Genomic DNA, 15160 nt, shown 5'->3' with positions numbered 1-15160 from the left:
ATTGCGGGGGTCGTAATGGCGGACATATCCGCGCGCAAGCGCATCTGGGGCTGGTTCTTTTTCGACTGGGCCAGCCAGCCTTATAACACATTGCTGATCACGTTTATTTTTGCCCCTTATGTCAAAGAGTTACTTGATGACGGCGCAAAAGCACAAACGGCCTGGGCGTTTGGCATCGGCATTGCTGGCGTGATCATTGCGATCTGTGCACCGGTTCTGGGTGCGATGGCCGACAGCGCCGGCAACCGGCTGCGCTGGATCTGGTTGTTTTCGCTGATGTATGTGGTGGGTTCTTTCGCCCTGTGGTGGGCGGCGCCGGGCAGTTTCAACCTTTACCTGATACTGGCGTTTTTCATGCTTGGAATGATTGGGATGGAGTTTGCCACCATTTTTACCAATTCCATGCTGCCCGATCTGGGGCCCCGTGAAGACATCGGCCGCATTTCCGGCAACGGCTGGGCTTTTGGCTATGTCGGCGGCCTGGTGACGCTGGTGATTATGCTGCTGTTTTTCGCGGAAAGTGCCACAACCGGCAAAACATTCATCGGGCTGGATCCGCTGTTTGGCTTTGACGCCGGTATGCGCGAGGGCACCCGGTTTGTCGGACCTCTGACCGCGGTGTGGTATGCGGTTTTCATGGTGCCGTTTTTCCTGTTTGTGCGTGACCCCAAACCGGTTCACCGGCGCGGCCTTGCGGTGCGTGACGCTCTGCAAGGCCTGCGCAAAACTTTGAAATCGCTGCCAAAAACACCGTCCCTGTTTGCCTATCTCGCTTCCTCCATGTTCTACCGGGACGCGCTGAACGGCATGTATACGTTTGGCGGCATCTATGCCGCGGGCGTGTTGGACTGGAGTGTGGTGGATACCGGGACTTTTGGCATTCTGGCGATTATTTCCGGCGCGCTGTTTGCCTGGCTTGGTGGCAAGGCCGATGTGCGCTTTGGCCCCAAACGGGTAATCGCAGTCTGCATCATAGTGCTGACGCTCGTGGCGATCTCGATCACGATGATTTCGCGCGAAAGCGTGTTTGGCATCGCGGTCACCGCGACATCGCGCCTGCCCGATATTTCCTTTTATATTGTTGGGGTTGTGATCGGCGCCGCCGGCGGGGTAATCCAATCCGCCAGCCGCACGATGATGGTGCGCCAGGCCCATCCGGAGCGCATGACGGAAGCGTTTGGGCTCTACGCACTGTCGGGAAAAGCCACCAGTTTTCTGGCGCCTCTGGCGATCGGATTTACCACTTTGATAAGCGGCAATCAGCAAATCGGCGTTATGCCGTTGATCGTGCTTTTTGTTATTGGGTTCGTACTGTTAGCATGGGTTAAACCCGAAGGAGATACACAGGCAGGATGGTCCGGCTAACGTTCTTTGTTTTTTACCTGTTGCTGGGCTCTGCTGTCGTGGCAGAGCCTGTGGCGAAAGAGCTGTTTAGCGCCCAGAGCGGCGCTTCATCACAGCGCCCTGCCGCCTGGGGGAGCTATGCCAAAGGATGTCTGGCTGGTGCGGCGCAACTGGCGGAAACCGGAGCGACCTGGCAGGCGATGCGCCTTGGGCGAAACCGAAACTGGGGCCACCCGGACCTTATTGATTTCATAGAACGTTTATCCAGGAAAGCGGCGCGTTTAAAAGGCTGGAACGGCATCTATGTCGGCGACTTGTCCCAGCCGCGCGGCGGGCCGATGGGTGGCGGGCACCGCAGCCACCAGACCGGTCTTGATGTCGATATCTGGATGCGGCCGGCGAGAGACCTGACGCTCAGCCGCGAGACGCGCGAAAGCCTGTCCTCCATTTCCATGCGCCGCGCCAAAGGCGCCTATACCAACGAAAGCTGGAGCCCGCAGCACATGCAATTGCTGAAAGCCGCAGCACAAGACCCTGCGGTGGCACGGATATTTTTGTTTCCCGGTGCCAAAGTTCAGATGTGCAACGAGGCCCGTGGCAACCGCGACTGGTTGCGAAAAATCCGGCCCTGGTGGGGGCACTACGCCCATTTTCATGTACGCCTGAACTGTCCGGACGGGGTGCGCGGCTGTGTTGAGCAGGCGCCGCCGCCGCCAGGCGATGGCTGTGCTGAGGCGCAGACATGGGTTGATAATATTCTGAACCCGCCGCCTCCGCCAGTGCCGGACCCCAACGCGCCCAAGCCGCAAAAACGCCAACCCCTTATACTTTCGGATCTTCCTGCTCAATGTACAAAAGTTATTTCATCGCGCTGATTTTGGCGGTTATTCAGTGGGTTAGCCCCGCGTTTGCTGACAGGACCGAACCCAAACTCAGGCTGAAAACGCAATTTCTCGGCACCTATAGCTGGGACGTGGACGACGCGCGTTTTGGCGGCTTGTCCGGGCTTGAAATGAACCGGACCGGCAGCTGGTTCGCAGCGGTGTCTGACCTGGGGGTCTTTGTGACCGGCCGTATCATCCGCCAGGGCAGCAACCAAAGAATTTCCGCGGTGGAGCAGGTCGCCCTTAACACTATGAAAAACGAAGATGGCGGCAAGATGCCGCGCTATTTCAACGATTCGGAGGGGCTGGCGATGTACCCGGACGGGCGCATGTTTGTGTCGTTTGAAGGCGAGCACAGGGTCTGGTCCTACCCCGATCCTTTCTCCGGTGCCACCGCGCTGCCGCGCCACCCGGATTTTGATAAAATGCAAAAGAATTCGTCACTTGAAGCCCTGGCGCTGGGGCCGGACGGGGCGCTTTATACTATACCGGAACGCTCTGGCACCAAGACCAGACCGTTCCCGGTCTATCGCTATTTCGAAGGGGTCTGGAGCCAGGAATACGGCATTTCGCGCTCCGGCAAGTTTCTGATTGTCGGCGCCGATTTTGGGCCGGACGGCAAACTCTATATCCTGGAACGCTCCTTTGGCCTGTTTGGCTTTGGTTCAAGGGTGCGCCGCTTTGATCAGACCGTTGACGGCTTTGGCAATGAGGATGTGATATTGCAGACCGACATGAGCGTGCATGACAATCTGGAAGGCATTAATGTCTGGCGTGACAGCGCCGGGTACATCCGTATCACCATGATTTCAGATGATAATTTCAACTTCCTCCAGAGCACGGAGTTTGTGGAATACCGGGTCCTGCGCTAGCTCCGCCAGCGGCTGCGGCGGACAGAAATGCTGCAGCACCTCTGTTTAACCGGTGCCCGGTTGAGACCTGAAACCCTGCTCTGACCAGCTTCAGGAGGTGGCGAAATGCCGCGAACGCAACAAGGCGTGTCCCACTGGTAGCGTAATTTGTTTTGACAAACACCAGATATGTGGCAGGCTTCAACTACAGGAACTATCAGAAAAGGAGGTGTGCCATTGTCTAGAGTAATTATGGAGAGCGAGGTCAAGACATTCAGGAGGCTCTGTTACCTGCGCTAGATCCGCAGACTGACACCCCTGATTGGGCATTGTACCTAATTGCCCCATCTCCTTAGATCTCGAAGGGTTGCTGTACTCCAGCAACCCTTTTTGTTTGCGCCCGCGCCGGTTATGAACAGGTAAGGGCTGCGAACTTATATGAATTTTGCACATTTGCCGCCCCAACCTGTGCAAACCCGGATACAAAGGCAGAACATGCTGCGCGTCACTGATCAGATCTCTATCGCCGACTGGGAGTTGAGCGAAAGCTTTACCCGCTCCTCCGGGCCAGGCGGGCAGAATGTGAACAAAGTGTCCACCGCGGTGGAGCTGCGCTTTGAAGCGGCACATTCCCCCAACCTGCCGGAGCCGGTGAAAACGCGGTTAAAGCGGCTGGCCGGGCGGCGCTGGACGCTGGAGGGGGCGATCGTGCTGAGGGTTGAGGACACCCGCAGCCAGGCCCGCAACCGCGAGATCGCGCGTGAACGCCTGGTGGAGCTGATCGAGAAAGCCACCCACCGCCCCAAACGCCGCATCGCCACCAAACCGACCAAGGGTTCGGTGCGCCGGCGCCTCACTGCCAAGAAACAACGCGGCGACATCAAAGCGGCACGAGGCAGGGTGACCGGCGAAGAATAAGCGGTGGGCCGGTCTGCGCTGCGTGGCGGCGCCAAATTGCTGCGTTGGCATGGGACGGCGGCCTGGGGACGATGACACGGGAACGGTGAGACGTTGGCTCGGCGACGGCGGCATGAGGACGGCGGCATTGGGACGGCGGCATTGGGACGGCGGCCCGAGGTCGCTCAGCGATCAGCCGCCAATCAGGACGGTGGGCAGGCCGGCGACGATGGCGCCGCCATGGGCGGTGCTGTCGCCAATGCGCGCGGCGGGCATTTTGCCGATCAACACCGTCACAGAACCTTTGATAATGACATCGGGCGGGCCGACACAGACGCAGGTGCTGGTGACTCCGGCAGCAGGCAGGCTGCCGATCAGCACCGTTGGTGTTGCGGGTTTCACAATGGGCCCGCCCACATGAGGAATCGGCGGCACCCCCGGCGTCACCATCGGGCAAACATGCATATCGGTGATTCTGGACGCGGGCATTCCCATAACAGACCTCCGGTTGTCGCAGGCTGAGCCTTGCACAAAACGGGGGCGCTGTCATCGGAAAGCAAAACGGCCCCAGCAAGGGTGATCCTGCCGGGGCCGTATCTGTTATTGGCTCATTCAGCCGCGGGCAGGTTTGCGACGACGCTGGCCGCCGGGTTTGCCAGCGGAGTTGGCAGGTTTGCCGCCCCGGGCGCCGCCGCCACCACCACCGGGACGACCACCGCCGCCCTGGCTGCGGCGCTGACCGCCTCCGCCACCGCCGCCACCACGACCACCACGGCCACCCTGCTTGGGCTTGGCTTCTTCTTCATGTTTCTGCCAGGGCGACCCGGACGCGGTCGGAATGGCGATTTTCAGCATCTTTTCAATGGCGCGGAACTCGTCCATCTCCTGGGGCGAACAAAACGCAATCGCAGCGCCATCGGCATCCGCACGCGCGGTACGGCCGATACGGTGGATGTAGTTTTCCGCGACATTGGGCAGGTCGAAGTTATAGACATGTTTCACGCCGGGAATGTCGATGCCGCGGGCGGCCACATCGGTGGCCACGAGGATTTTGACTTCGCCGTCCTTAAAAGCCTGAATCGCACGGTCGCGCTGACCCTGGCTTTTGTTGCCGTGGATCGAAGCAGCGGCAAAACCTTTGGACTCAAGATGCTTTTTCAGCCGCTCGGAGCCGTGTTTGGTGCGGCCAAACACCAGCGCACGTTCGTCACGGTGTTTCTCCAGCAACTCAATCAGCAGGTCGGTTTTGGAGTTGGTGGCGATAAAGTGGACTTCCTGAGTCACTTTGTCGGCCGGTTTGCCGGGAGGGGCAACCTGGATGCGCACCGGATCATTGAGATAGGATTTCGACAGCTCAGCCATTTGTTTTGGCATGGTGGCGGAAAACAGCATGGTCTGGCGGCTGCGTGGCAGCAGCGGCGCGATCTGGCGCAGAGCATGGATAAAGCCCATGTCCAGCATCTGATCGGCCTCGTCCAGCACCAGAAATTTGGTTTCGTCCAGCCGCACCGCTTTGCGGTCCAGCAGGTCGATCAGACGGCCCGGAGTGGCGACCAACAGGTCAAGACCACGTTCCAGGCGTTTAATCTGGGGGTTGATCGAGATCCCGCCAACAACCATGCCGACTTTGATATGGCCGCCGTCAGAGTAGTTTTTCAGATTGTCCTGGATTTGCTTGGCCAGTTCGCGGGTCGGGGCCAGGATCAGGGCGCGCACGGTTTTGGGCGACGGTTTGCCACCCTCAGACAGCAGTTTGTGCAGCAGAGGCAGACCAAAAGCGGCGGTTTTGCCGGTGCCGGTCTGCGCGAGGCCCATCACGTCACGGCCCTTCATTGCTTCGGGAATGGCCTGAAGCTGAATTGGGGTCGGTTTGGTAATGCCTTGTTCTGCCAGTTTTTCGATCAGGCGCGGGGCAAGCCCCAGAGAAGTAAAGTCGTCCGACATGGACAGTCCTTTCGCGGCGCACAACGGCGCCATAGGGGACGCCAGCCCGCAGGTCGGGACAGCGTCGCAGGGTTTCGCCGCCGGATGCGCCATGGGACCGGATGTCCACACGCCGCCCGAAGCGACAGCCCCTGCGTGAATTGGGAAACTGATGGTTTTGTGATCGCCGGGGGAGGCGCCCTGTGGGGCGCATTGACTCACGCGGTCATGGCGGATCACCGGCTGTGCAATGAGGCAAAGCGGTGCACAAGTCAAGGGTGATGGTGGCAGCGGCTGGTGGCGTGCGGTGCCGTTGGGGCGGTGCACGGGGCCTGCTGTGTTGGTTAAGCGGGCGCGGCGGGGGCCTGTGCCGGGTCCGGGCTTATAGTCAGCAGCCGGCGCAGGTAGTCATCAAACATCGGCACGGTGAAATCGATATCGCCATATTGCGGGCTGTAGATCATGCCTTTAGAAATGATCCGGGCGCGGCGGGGACCGAGTTTTGAAGCCGGCTCGCCAAGCTTTGCTGCCACATCGGAGGAGCGGTAGGGCCCGGTGCCAAGCTGTGCCATGGCGATGACATAGTCGCGCTCTTTGGGCGTCAGCCGCTCATACCGCACCCGGAAGAATCCCTCGTCGAGCCGCCGCAGCACCGCGTCTGAAGCGGCGGTGACGTCGCGCATGCCGATACGGGAGCCCTCGGCCACATTCCAGACCTGAAAGCCCCATTCCTGAAGAAAATAGGGATAGCCCCGGGTGCGGCGGACCAGTTCGGTCAGCGCGATGTCGGTGATGATTTCGCCCTCATCTTCAATCGGTTGGCGCAGGGCCCGGGCGGCGGCACCGACGTCAAGCGGCCCCACCGGCGGGTAAGAAAACAGCCGCTCCGCATAGGATTTGGCGTCGCCTGACAGTGCCGCGAGCTGGGGCAGGCCAGCACCAAAGAACATCACCGGCAGCTGTTTCTGATTGACCCGGTGGATGGCGACAATCAGGGCAGCAAACTCGTCGCGCTGCAGATATTGCAGCTCGTCAATCAGCAGCGTCCAGCCGCGCCCCGCCGCCCGCGCCGCTTCGCCCACCACGACAAAGAGTTCGGCGAGATCATATTCCAGGATGCCGCTGTCCGCGAGGCCCGGCGCCGGATCCACCGCGATGGAAAAATCGCCAAACGCCACTTTGAAGGTGCCGGCAAAACTTTTGAGGGCGCCCAATGCCGCGTGGGTACGGGCGCGGGCAGCTTCAATCAGCGACAATTTGCGCAGCACCTGATGCAGCCGCGGATAGAGCAGCTGCGCCAGGGTCTGATCGTCCGGCGCTTCAATAAAAGAGGTCAGGTGGCCGGCGTCCTCCGCCAGTGATTCGATCTTGTTCAGCAGCACGGTCTTGCCGGTGCCGCGCAGCCCGAGCAGGATCTGGGAGCGGTCATGGCGCCCCTGCAGCACCCGTTGCAGCGCCACCGAGGCGCTGGCCAGAATATCGTCGCGCCCGGCCAGTTCCGGCGGCTGGGCGCCGGCGCCTGGGGCAAAAGGGTTTCGGACCGGATCCATCGGGCACCTGTGACAAAGAAATATAGCAGGATATATGTAGTTATAGACGGTTATAGTGAGTTATAACATAAAACGAGTATAGACAGGAAGAAATTGTTATAAGTTACGCGGGCGGGCGGTAGATCGGCACTGATGGCCTCAATTACGAAGGCACTGGCATCGGAGAAACCTGCGGTACAAAATGCGGGCACAGTTGTGTGGAACTCTCTGATATTGCTGCTTGCAAATCCAGGCTGAGAGAGGGCCGTGCGCCTGCTACAAAGCAGCACAAGCCAAACCGGCCACAGCACGGGGAAATACCAGATGAAAATTGACCGCCTCGACCATATTGTTTTAACCGTCGCCTCCATTGACGCCACTTGCGCCTTTTACAGTGAGGTCCTGGGCCTGGAGGTCAGCGAATTTGGCGCGGGGCGGAAGGCTTTGTTATTTGGCCGCCAGAAAATCAACCTGCACCAGGCGGGCCTGGAGTTTGAACCCAAAGCCAGCAAACCAACACCGGGCAGCGCCGATCTTTGTTTTATTGCAGAGACCAGCCTGGAGGACGTCGTCGCACATCTGAAAGGCCTGGGGATCGGCATTGAAGAAGGCCCGGTGGAACGGACCGGCGCAACCGGCCCCCTTGAATCGATTTATTTGCGGGATCCGGACCAGAACCTGATCGAGATTTCTAATTACATCTGAGGGCTCGGTACTCGCAGAGTACCGAGCAACGCAATTGCATAGTACGCAAGTGCAAAACCCGGCATTCGCAGGAGTTTTGAACCCGGGAATGAGACCGGGTCCATGTGCAGCCATTGCGGAATATAGCAGGATATAAGTAGTTATAAGATGTTATATGCACTTATAATTGAATGGCAGTATAGAGCCGTAGAACCTGCCACATGCAAGTCAGGTGTCGCGCATCGTCACAATGTAAAAAAAGTGCAAAGCACGCCTGCGCACGGCGGCTTCACAGGACCTCAGACCACCACCTCAGCCCGTTCCTGGTCCCCCACCCCGAACACGCGTTTGTAGCGGGTGATTTCATCTTGCGGGCCCATGGCTTTGTTGGGGTTGTCGGACAGTTTGACGGTGGGCCTGCCATTGGCGGAGACCGCTTTGCACACCAGCGAGAACGGCGCCAGACGGTCGCCGGGCACCAGATCGCGGAAATCATTGGTCAAGAGCGTGCCCCAACCGAACGAGGTGCGCACCCGACCGCTAAAGCGTTGTTGCAGCTCAATTATTTTCGCTACATCCAGCCCGTCAGAAAAGATCACCAGTTTTTTCGCCGGGTCTTCGCCGCGCGACTGCCACCATTTGATTGCGGTCTCAGCCCATTCCGCCGGGTCGCCGCTGTCAATGCGGATGCCGGTCCAGCCCGCCAGCCAGTCCGGCGCATTGTCAAGAAAACCGCGGGTGCCATAGGTGTCGGGCAGGATGATGCGCAGGTTGCCGTCATGGCCCCGCTGCCAGTCGCTGAGCACATCATAGGGGGCCTGGGCCAGCGCCGCGTCATCCGGCGCAAGCGCGGCGTAAACCATTGGCAATTCATGGGCATTGGTGCCGATGGCCTCGATCTCGCGACGTTTGGCGATCAGGCAGTTGGAGGTGCCGACAAACCGGTCGCCCAGCCCTTCCATCAGCGCCTGGACACACCAGTCCTGCCACAGGTGAGAATGGCGCCGTCTGGTGCCAAAATCAGCCAGCCGCAGATCGGGGACCTGGCGCAGCTGTTCAATTTTCTCCCAGACCCGGGTCATGCCGCGCGCATAGAGCACCTGCAGTTCAAAGCGGTCGAGATCCGCCAGCACCGCACGGCTGCGCAGCTCCATCAGCACCGCCAGCGCCGGGATTTCCCACAACATCACCTCGTGCCATTTGCCTTCAAAGGTAAGTTCATACTGATCGCCGCGCCGCTCCAGCTGATAGGGCGGCAGGCGCATGCCCTCAAACCACTCCATGAATTCCGGGCTGAACATCTGGCGTTTGCCGTAAAACATATTGCCGCGCAGCCAGGTGCTTTCACCACGGGTCAAGGACAGGCTGCGCACATGGTCCAACTGTTCGCGCAGCTCGCCCTCGTCAATCAGGTCCGCCAGCGGCACATGTTTGGACCGGTTGATCAGCGAAAAGGTGACGCGGGTATCGGGCCGGTTGTGAAACACCGTCTGACACATCAGCAGTTTGTAAAAATCGGTGTCGATCAGTGAACGCACCACCGGATCGATCTTCCATTTGTGATTGTAGACGCGGGTGGCGATGTCGATCATCGGCGGGTCTCCGGCGTGGTATGTGTCTTATGTTTCAAGTCTGATGCCCCTGGCGCGCATTGCATTACACTGGCTGGTCAGCGAGCCCTCAAGATCAATCGCCCGGCACAGGTCCAGCCGCACGGTGACCTCAAAACCAAGCCGCGCCGCATCAAGTGCAGAATAAGCAACGCAGAAATCGGTGGCAAGGCCGGCGAGTGTCAGCCGGGTGATGCCGCGGCTTTGCAGATAGCCGGTGAGCCCGGTGGGGGTGGCCTGGTCGTTCTCAAAAAAGGCGGAATAGCTGTCAATCGTGCGGCGGAAGCCTTTGCGCAGGATCAGGTCGGCGCCGTTCTGGTTGAGGTCCGGGTGGAAAGCGGCGCCTTTGCGGCCCTGGACGCAATGGTCCGGCCACAGCACCTGGGCACCATAGCTGAGCTGCATCAGCTCATAAGGTGATTTGCCCGCGTGCTGGCTGGCAAATGAAGCGTGATCCGCCGGGTGCCAGTCCTGGGTCAGAATGGTGGTCGGGAACGCGGCCATCAGCGCGTTGATGCCCGGCACGACCGCGTCGCCATCGGGCACCGCCAGCGCGCCACCCGGGCAAAAGTCGTTCTGCACGTCGATCACAAGAAATGCGTCTGTTGTCATATCCCTGGCCCCGCTGTGGTCCGTCGGTCAATGGGTAAGCAGAGGCGGGGCGATGGTCAATGGGGCGGTGCGCAGTGGCACGCAGATTTTACCGCTGGCTGCCGTTTCGTTGCCAGGATCCGGGCAGGCGCGTCGCCAACGCTCCGGTAATTCCGGCGTAAAACATATCTCTGATCTGCATCTTTTCAGCCGCACACGACCTCATTTGTCGCAGCAAATTCCCTTGCAAAAAAGGTGCTTCCCCCGTAATGACGCGCCCATGTATACAATTTCCGCGCTTTATCACTTCACCCGTTTCGCTGACCCTGCTGCCCTGCGGGGGCCTTTGCTGAGCTTTGCTGAACAGCACGGCGTCAAAGGCTCTTTGTTGTTGGCCAGTGAGGGCATCAACGGCACCATTGCTGGCAGTGACGCCGGGATAAAAGCGATGCTTGGCTATATTGACGCCCTGCCCGGCTGTCGTGGTTTTGACCACAAAGAAAGCCATGCGGTGGACGCGCCCTTTGGCAAGATGAAGGTCAAGCTGAAGAAGGAGATTGTCACCATGGGGCAGCCGGACGTGGATCCGCGCGCCTCGGTGGGGCAGTATTGCAATCCCGAAGAGTGGAACGCGCTGATTTCTTCGCCCGATGTGGCGGTGATTGATACCCGTAATGATTACGAGGTGGCGATCGGCACCTTTGACGGTGCGATTGACCCGATGACCAGGAGTTTTGGTGAATTCCCCGCCTGGTGGGAAAAGAACAAAGAGCGCTTTCACAACAAACGCATCGCCATGTTCTGCACCGGCGGTATCCGGTGCGAAAAATCGACCAACTTCCTGATGGGTCAGGGTGTTGAGGAGGTGTTTCACCTCAAAGGCGGCATTCTGAAATATCTCGAAGAGATGCCGCAAGAAAAATCCAAATGGGACGGCGAGTGTTTCGTGTTTGACGGCCGCGTATCCGTCGGTCACGGCCTGGTTGAGGGGCCGCATGACCTGTGCCACGCCTGTCGCCGCCCGATCCTGCCGGCAGACAAGGCACGTGCCGAGTTTGAAAACGGCGTGTCGTGCCACCAATGCGTTGAGGAATATGACGAGGACCGCAAAGAGCGCTTTCGCGAGCGTCAGAAACAGGTGGAATTGTCGCGCGACAAGGGCGAAGCGCATCTGGGCCGGGACTTAAAAGCCGCACGCAAAAAGGCCGCGGTGCAAAAAGCGCTGCGCGCTGAGATGAGCCGCAACGGGCAGCCGGACGCGGGCTAGGCACGGGCCAGTCCCTACACAGCACAGGGTCGCGCAGAACAGCGCCCAACAAGACACGGGCTCCGCGCGGCACCGGTTCTGCACAGCACTGGCTACGAATGACACAGGCTGCCACGCCCCCAATCCACGTGACACCGGCCACAAACGGCGCCAGCTGCAAGCACCACAGGCGCGACCCGGCGCAGAGTGACCGCCGGACCAGGCACCACAGCTGCGCGCCGGACCGCCTCTGCGGCGGAACGCGTGTTGGCTTGTTGCCACCACATTCCTGCAAACGAATTGATTCTGGGCCGAGGCGGAACCAGCACTCAGAAACAAACACAAAAAAGCCCGGCGCAGGTTTGCGGCCGGGCTTTTTCGTATCAGTTGTTTGCGGCTTTAGGACGCCATGAAGATACCGCCCAGGGCTGCGAGGCCACCGATGGCGCGCAGCACGGGGTTGCGGCTGGACATGGTGGTGAAACGGGTCAGGGCAGAGGCAAAGACCACACCGATGCTGTGCAGCATGGCGGTGGCGCCGGCAAAACCAAGACCGAACATCAGGACAGAGGCACCACCGACTTCGGTGCCGTGGGAGTGGCCATGGAAGATCGCCAGCAGCGCCACCAGCGACACGGAACCGGCCAGCGGCAGGCGCACTGCGAAGGCCACCATCAGGCCCAGCACGATGACGGACACAAGGATCATTGGCTCAACCATCGGCAGCGCCATGCCGCCCAGCGCGAAGGTGAAACCCGCGACCATAGCGATCACAAAAGTCACTGGCAGTGCCCAGACAGCGCGGCCACCGGCCATGGCGCCCCAGAGGCCCACAGCGATCATCACCATGATGTGGTCTACGCCCATCAGCGGGTGGATAAAGCCAGCGGACAGCGAGCCCATTGCCGACAGGTCGGACTGGGCGAATGCAGGGGTGGTGGCGGTGGCGGCCAGCAGAGCGGCCAGAAGTGTACGGTTCATATCGTTCCTCAATTGGTCAACGTTGGGCGCTCCGGTCTGGATCGCAGCCATGAGCGGCTTTGATCGCGCGAAGCCTGTTCCGGGTCAAGGGGCAGCTTTGCCGCCAGGGGTAAAAAAAGCCGCGGCGCGGGGTGGGAGGCCACGCGTCGGGCAGGTGTTGGCGAAGCGGGACCCACACGCTTCGCCAGCGATGCCATCAGGGGTCTGATCAGGAAGGTATCAGTGGCCCGTGTTGGCACCGACCTGTCAGAGCTGGATTTCGACCTCGCCGATCGGGTTGGAACAGCAGGCGAGGATAAAGCCGTCTTCAATCTCGCTGTCCATGATGCCGCCGTTGTGCACCATATGGACCTCGCCTTTGACCTTGCGCACTTTGCAGGTGCCACAGAGACCAAAGTTACAGCCCGAAGCAATGTTGAGACCAGCCGCTTTGGCCACCGAGAGCACGGTGTCGGTCTGGGTACAATCAGAACTGATGCCGGCACCGGCAAAGGTGATGCGCGCCGGGGTGTCATCCTGGGGCACCACGTCATCGATGCCCGGGTCCTCGGTCTGGAGCGCCACCGGGGCGCCGAAGCTTTCCTGGTGGTAACGTTCCATATCAAAGCCCAGCGCGTTGAGCATGTCGCGCACCGCCTGCATGAACCCGTCCGGGCCGCAGCAATAGACGTCGCGCTCCAGGTAATCCTGACTGATCAGACCCAGCATGATCTGGTTCAGCTGGCCGCGATAGCCGGTCCAGACCTGGAACGGATCATCTTCTTCGACCACAAAGTTCAGTTTGATGCCCGGGCTGCGCGTCGCCATATGCTCCAACTCGCGACGCGCGATGATTTCTGACGGGCGCCGGGCGCAGTTCAGAAAGGTGATGTCGGGCGACAGGCCACGGTCATAGAGGTATTTGGTCATCGACAGCATCGGGGTCACCCCGGAGCCCGCCGAGATGAACAGGTATTTGTCGTCCGGTTTTGCCGGCAGATGAAAGCTGCCCGCCGGACCACTGGCCTTGATCTTTACCCCGGGTTTAAGCTTGTCGAGCATCCAGCGGGTGCCGATCGAATCTGGTTGGGCTTTGACGGTGACACTGAGTCCCACCGGGCGCGAGGGCGAGGACGATATCGTATAGGTGCGGTAGAGCGGCCCGCCGGGCACCGGCAATTCCAGGGTCAGGAACTGGCCGGCGCGGTATTTGAACAGACTGCCCGAGGGCGCGCGGAAGGAAAAGGTGGATGTGTCCGGCGCTTCAGGCACCAGCGCCACACATTCCAGAAATTCGCTGTCGTCCCAGATGGCGTCTTTTTCCAGCGCGTTGAGCTGTGCATTGATTTCCATCGTCTTTACTCCGCCGCGATCAGGTGACGGCCGGTCAGCTGGCGCATCATATGGTTGCAGTACCAGTCGACAAACTGGATCACGCCGTCTTCCTGCACTGTTGAATAGGGGCCCGGTGTGTAGGCGGGGGAATTGATGCCCTGCTGGTTGTCCTCAACAACGATGCGGTCCTCATCATTGGTTTCCATCCAGACCTGAGTCAGCCGTTTGAGATCATAATCCACCCCTTCCACCGCGTCTTTGTGCACCAGCCATTTGGTGGTGACTTCGGTTTGCGTCGGGCTGATCGGTGTGATGCGGAAGACCAGCGAATGATCGGCCAGGAAGTGATTCCAGGTCGACGGATAATGGAATTTCATCAGCGTGCCGCCGTCGTCGAACGGCATGCGACCAAGGCGGCGGGCGACGGCGGTACCACCGTCCATGGTATAGCTGACCGCGCCTTCTTTCAGCGGCATGCGTGCCAGCCGGTGCTGGCCTCTGGCATCAATCGTCATCGCTGATTTAAAGCCGGCGGCTTCGCATTTTTTCACATGGGCCTGCACCTGGGCGGAGTCGGCCCCCTTGTTGCCGACCACCGACGGATCATCCGGGAAGGAGCGGCACAACGCCGGGTGATTTGCGGAACAGTGGTAACATTCGCGGTTGTTTTCCCACACCAGTTTCCAGTTGCCCTCTTCCACGATAGTGCTTTCAAAGGCGACTTTGGCCTCGCTCAGCTCGTGCGCGGCAAGATAGGGGCGGGCGGTGCGGGCAAAGGCGTCAAAATCAGGCGCGTCACCGGCAAGGCAGATATAGATCAGCCCAGCGAGATCGCGGCAATGCACCGATTTCAGCCCATGCGCTTTGGGATCAAAATCATCGCCCATTTCGCGCGCCCACTGCAGGGTGCCGTCGAGATCATAGGTCCATTGGTGATAGGGGCAGACCAGCTTGGCCGATTTGCCGCGCTCCGCCTTGCAGACGATGGAACCACGGTGGCGGCAGCTGTTGTGAAAGGCGCGCACCACTTTGTCAGCGCCGCGCACAATGATCACATTATACGGGCCGATCTTGTAGGTGACAAAATTGCCGGGCTCAGGCACTTCGCAGGCCGGGACAGCAAACAGCCATTCGCGGTAGTGGATCTGCTGCATTTCTGTCTCAAACACGCCGGGATCGGTGTAAAACGCCTGTTCAAGCCCATGGCCTGGCTGACGTTTCATCACGCGCGTGAGTGTCTCCGATGCGCTGAGCATGGCAATATCTCCCTGGTCGGCCAAAGCCGTTATTTTGCTGCTATATCTGG

General features: G+C 59.9%; 14 protein-coding genes. 6 read left to right on the top strand and 8 right to left on the bottom strand.

All coding sequences use genetic code 11. The annotated features are described in order from the left end of the window. Positions 1-15 precede the first annotated feature (15 nt). The 4 genes from DWA01_RS05395 to arfB all read left to right on the top strand — a co-directional run bounded on the left by DWA01_RS05395 (position 16) and on the right by arfB (position 3997). A complete protein-coding gene (locus tag DWA01_RS05395) occupies positions 16-1365 on the top strand; it encodes an MFS transporter (protein WP_114284793.1) in 1350 nt (449 codons plus the stop codon). Beyond that, the gene (mepA, locus tag DWA01_RS05390) at positions 1353-2219 is read left to right on the top strand and encodes a penicillin-insensitive murein endopeptidase (RefSeq protein ID WP_114284791.1); all 867 of its coding nucleotides are present in this window, start codon (positions 1353-1355) and stop codon (positions 2217-2219) included. Before DWA01_RS05395 ends, mepA begins: the two co-directional genes overlap by 13 nt. Then, complete coding sequence (locus DWA01_RS05385) at positions 2192-3100, top strand: esterase-like activity of phytase family protein (RefSeq protein WP_235008429.1); 909 nt, start codon at positions 2192-2194, stop codon at positions 3098-3100. Before mepA ends, DWA01_RS05385 begins: the two co-directional genes overlap by 28 nt. A 474-nt stretch (positions 3101-3574) precedes the next feature. Next, positions 3575-3997 (top strand): alternative ribosome rescue aminoacyl-tRNA hydrolase ArfB, encoded by a 423-nt coding sequence (arfB, locus tag DWA01_RS05380; protein WP_114284790.1) that lies wholly within the window; start codon positions 3575-3577, stop codon positions 3995-3997. A gap of 171 nt (positions 3998-4168) precedes the next feature. On the opposite strand, the gene DWA01_RS05375 is transcribed toward arfB, so the two are convergent. From DWA01_RS05375 to DWA01_RS05365, 3 genes are all read right to left on the bottom strand, one after another. After that, on the bottom strand, positions 4169-4471 hold the full coding sequence (locus DWA01_RS05375) for a PAAR domain-containing protein (protein WP_114284788.1): 303 nt from the start codon (positions 4469-4471) through the stop codon (positions 4169-4171). 117 nt (positions 4472-4588) lie between these two features. Continuing rightward, positions 4589-5920, bottom strand: a complete 1332-nt coding sequence (locus tag DWA01_RS05370) for a DEAD/DEAH box helicase (protein WP_114284814.1) — start codon at positions 5918-5920, stop codon at positions 4589-4591. Between the two features lie 323 nt (positions 5921-6243). Further along, positions 6244-7449: an ATP-binding protein gene (locus DWA01_RS05365; protein WP_114284787.1), complete on the bottom strand. Its 1206-nt coding sequence runs from the start codon at positions 7447-7449 to the stop codon at positions 6244-6246. A 303-nt stretch (positions 7450-7752) separates the two neighbouring features. Between DWA01_RS05365 and DWA01_RS05360 the strand changes: the two genes are divergently transcribed. Then, positions 7753-8133 carry a VOC family protein gene (locus DWA01_RS05360; protein WP_114284785.1) on the top strand — a complete coding sequence of 127 codons (381 nt, stop codon included), beginning with the start codon at positions 7753-7755 and terminating at the stop codon, positions 8131-8133. Positions 8134-8411: 278 nt separating this feature from the next. Here the strand turns inward: DWA01_RS05360 and pncB are convergent, their stop codons facing one another. After that, complete coding sequence (gene pncB / locus DWA01_RS05355; protein WP_114284783.1) at positions 8412-9704, bottom strand: nicotinate phosphoribosyltransferase; 1293 nt, start codon at positions 9702-9704, stop codon at positions 8412-8414. A 27-nt stretch (positions 9705-9731) separates the two neighbouring features. Then, entirely contained in the window at positions 9732-10334 is a 603-nt protein-coding gene (gene pncA, locus DWA01_RS05350) for a bifunctional nicotinamidase/pyrazinamidase (protein WP_114284781.1), read from the bottom strand. A gap of 259 nt (positions 10335-10593) precedes the next feature. Between pncA and trhO the strand changes: the two genes are divergently transcribed. Beyond that, entirely contained in the window at positions 10594-11580 is a 987-nt protein-coding gene (gene trhO / locus DWA01_RS05345; protein WP_114284780.1) for an oxygen-dependent tRNA uridine(34) hydroxylase TrhO, read from the top strand. 378 nt (positions 11581-11958) lie between these two features. Here the strand turns inward: trhO and DWA01_RS05340 are convergent, their stop codons facing one another. From DWA01_RS05340 to DWA01_RS05330, 3 genes are all read right to left on the bottom strand, one after another. Continuing rightward, positions 11959-12540 (bottom strand): HupE/UreJ family protein, encoded by a 582-nt coding sequence (locus DWA01_RS05340; RefSeq protein WP_114284779.1) that lies wholly within the window; start codon positions 12538-12540, stop codon positions 11959-11961. A 246-nt stretch (positions 12541-12786) separates the two neighbouring features. Next, the gene (locus DWA01_RS05335) at positions 12787-13872 is read right to left on the bottom strand and encodes an FAD-binding oxidoreductase (protein ID WP_114284778.1); all 1086 of its coding nucleotides are present in this window, start codon (positions 13870-13872) and stop codon (positions 12787-12789) included. Between the two features lie 5 nt (positions 13873-13877). Further along, a complete protein-coding gene (locus DWA01_RS05330; RefSeq protein WP_114284813.1) occupies positions 13878-15110 on the bottom strand; it encodes an aromatic ring-hydroxylating oxygenase subunit alpha in 1233 nt (410 codons plus the stop codon). Positions 15111-15160: the final 50 nt, after the last annotated feature.

It is taken from the genome of Candidatus Halocynthiibacter alkanivorans (genome assembly GCF_003333265.1).
Taxonomy (GTDB): Bacteria; Pseudomonadota; Alphaproteobacteria; order Rhodobacterales; family Rhodobacteraceae; genus Halocyntiibacter_A; species Halocyntiibacter_A alkanivorans.
This window is presented reverse-complemented; position numbering and strand designations above follow the sequence as displayed.

Bases quoted from the DNA above. Each gene is read 5' to 3' on its own strand.
- DWA01_RS05395 (WP_114284793.1), top strand. From the start codon at position 16: ATGGCGGACATATCCGCGCGCAAGCGCATCTGGGGCTGGTTCTTTTTC.
- mepA (WP_114284791.1), top strand. From the start codon at position 1,353: ATGGTCCGGCTAACGTTCTTTGTTTTTTACCTGTTGCTGGGCTCTGCT.
- DWA01_RS05385 (WP_235008429.1), top strand. From the start codon at position 2,192: ATGTACAAAAGTTATTTCATCGCGCTGATTTTGGCGGTTATTCAGTGG.
- arfB (WP_114284790.1), top strand. From the start codon at position 3,575: ATGCTGCGCGTCACTGATCAGATCTCTATCGCCGACTGGGAGTTGAGC.
- DWA01_RS05375 (WP_114284788.1), bottom strand. From the start codon at position 4,471: ATGGGAATGCCCGCGTCCAGAATCACCGATATGCATGTTTGCCCGATG.
- DWA01_RS05370 (WP_114284814.1), bottom strand. From the start codon at position 5,920: ATGTCGGACGACTTTACTTCTCTGGGGCTTGCCCCGCGCCTGATCGAA.
- DWA01_RS05365 (WP_114284787.1), bottom strand. From the start codon at position 7,449: ATGGATCCGGTCCGAAACCCTTTTGCCCCAGGCGCCGGCGCCCAGCCG.
- DWA01_RS05360 (WP_114284785.1), top strand. From the start codon at position 7,753: ATGAAAATTGACCGCCTCGACCATATTGTTTTAACCGTCGCCTCCATT.
- pncB (WP_114284783.1), bottom strand. From the start codon at position 9,704: ATGATCGACATCGCCACCCGCGTCTACAATCACAAATGGAAGATCGAT.
- pncA (WP_114284781.1), bottom strand. From the start codon at position 10,334: ATGACAACAGACGCATTTCTTGTGATCGACGTGCAGAACGACTTTTGC.
- trhO (WP_114284780.1), top strand. From the start codon at position 10,594: ATGTATACAATTTCCGCGCTTTATCACTTCACCCGTTTCGCTGACCCT.
- DWA01_RS05340 (WP_114284779.1), bottom strand. From the start codon at position 12,540: ATGAACCGTACACTTCTGGCCGCTCTGCTGGCCGCCACCGCCACCACC.
- DWA01_RS05335 (WP_114284778.1), bottom strand. From the start codon at position 13,872: ATGGAAATCAATGCACAGCTCAACGCGCTGGAAAAAGACGCCATCTGG.
- DWA01_RS05330 (WP_114284813.1), bottom strand. From the start codon at position 15,110: ATGCTCAGCGCATCGGAGACACTCACGCGCGTGATGAAACGTCAGCCA.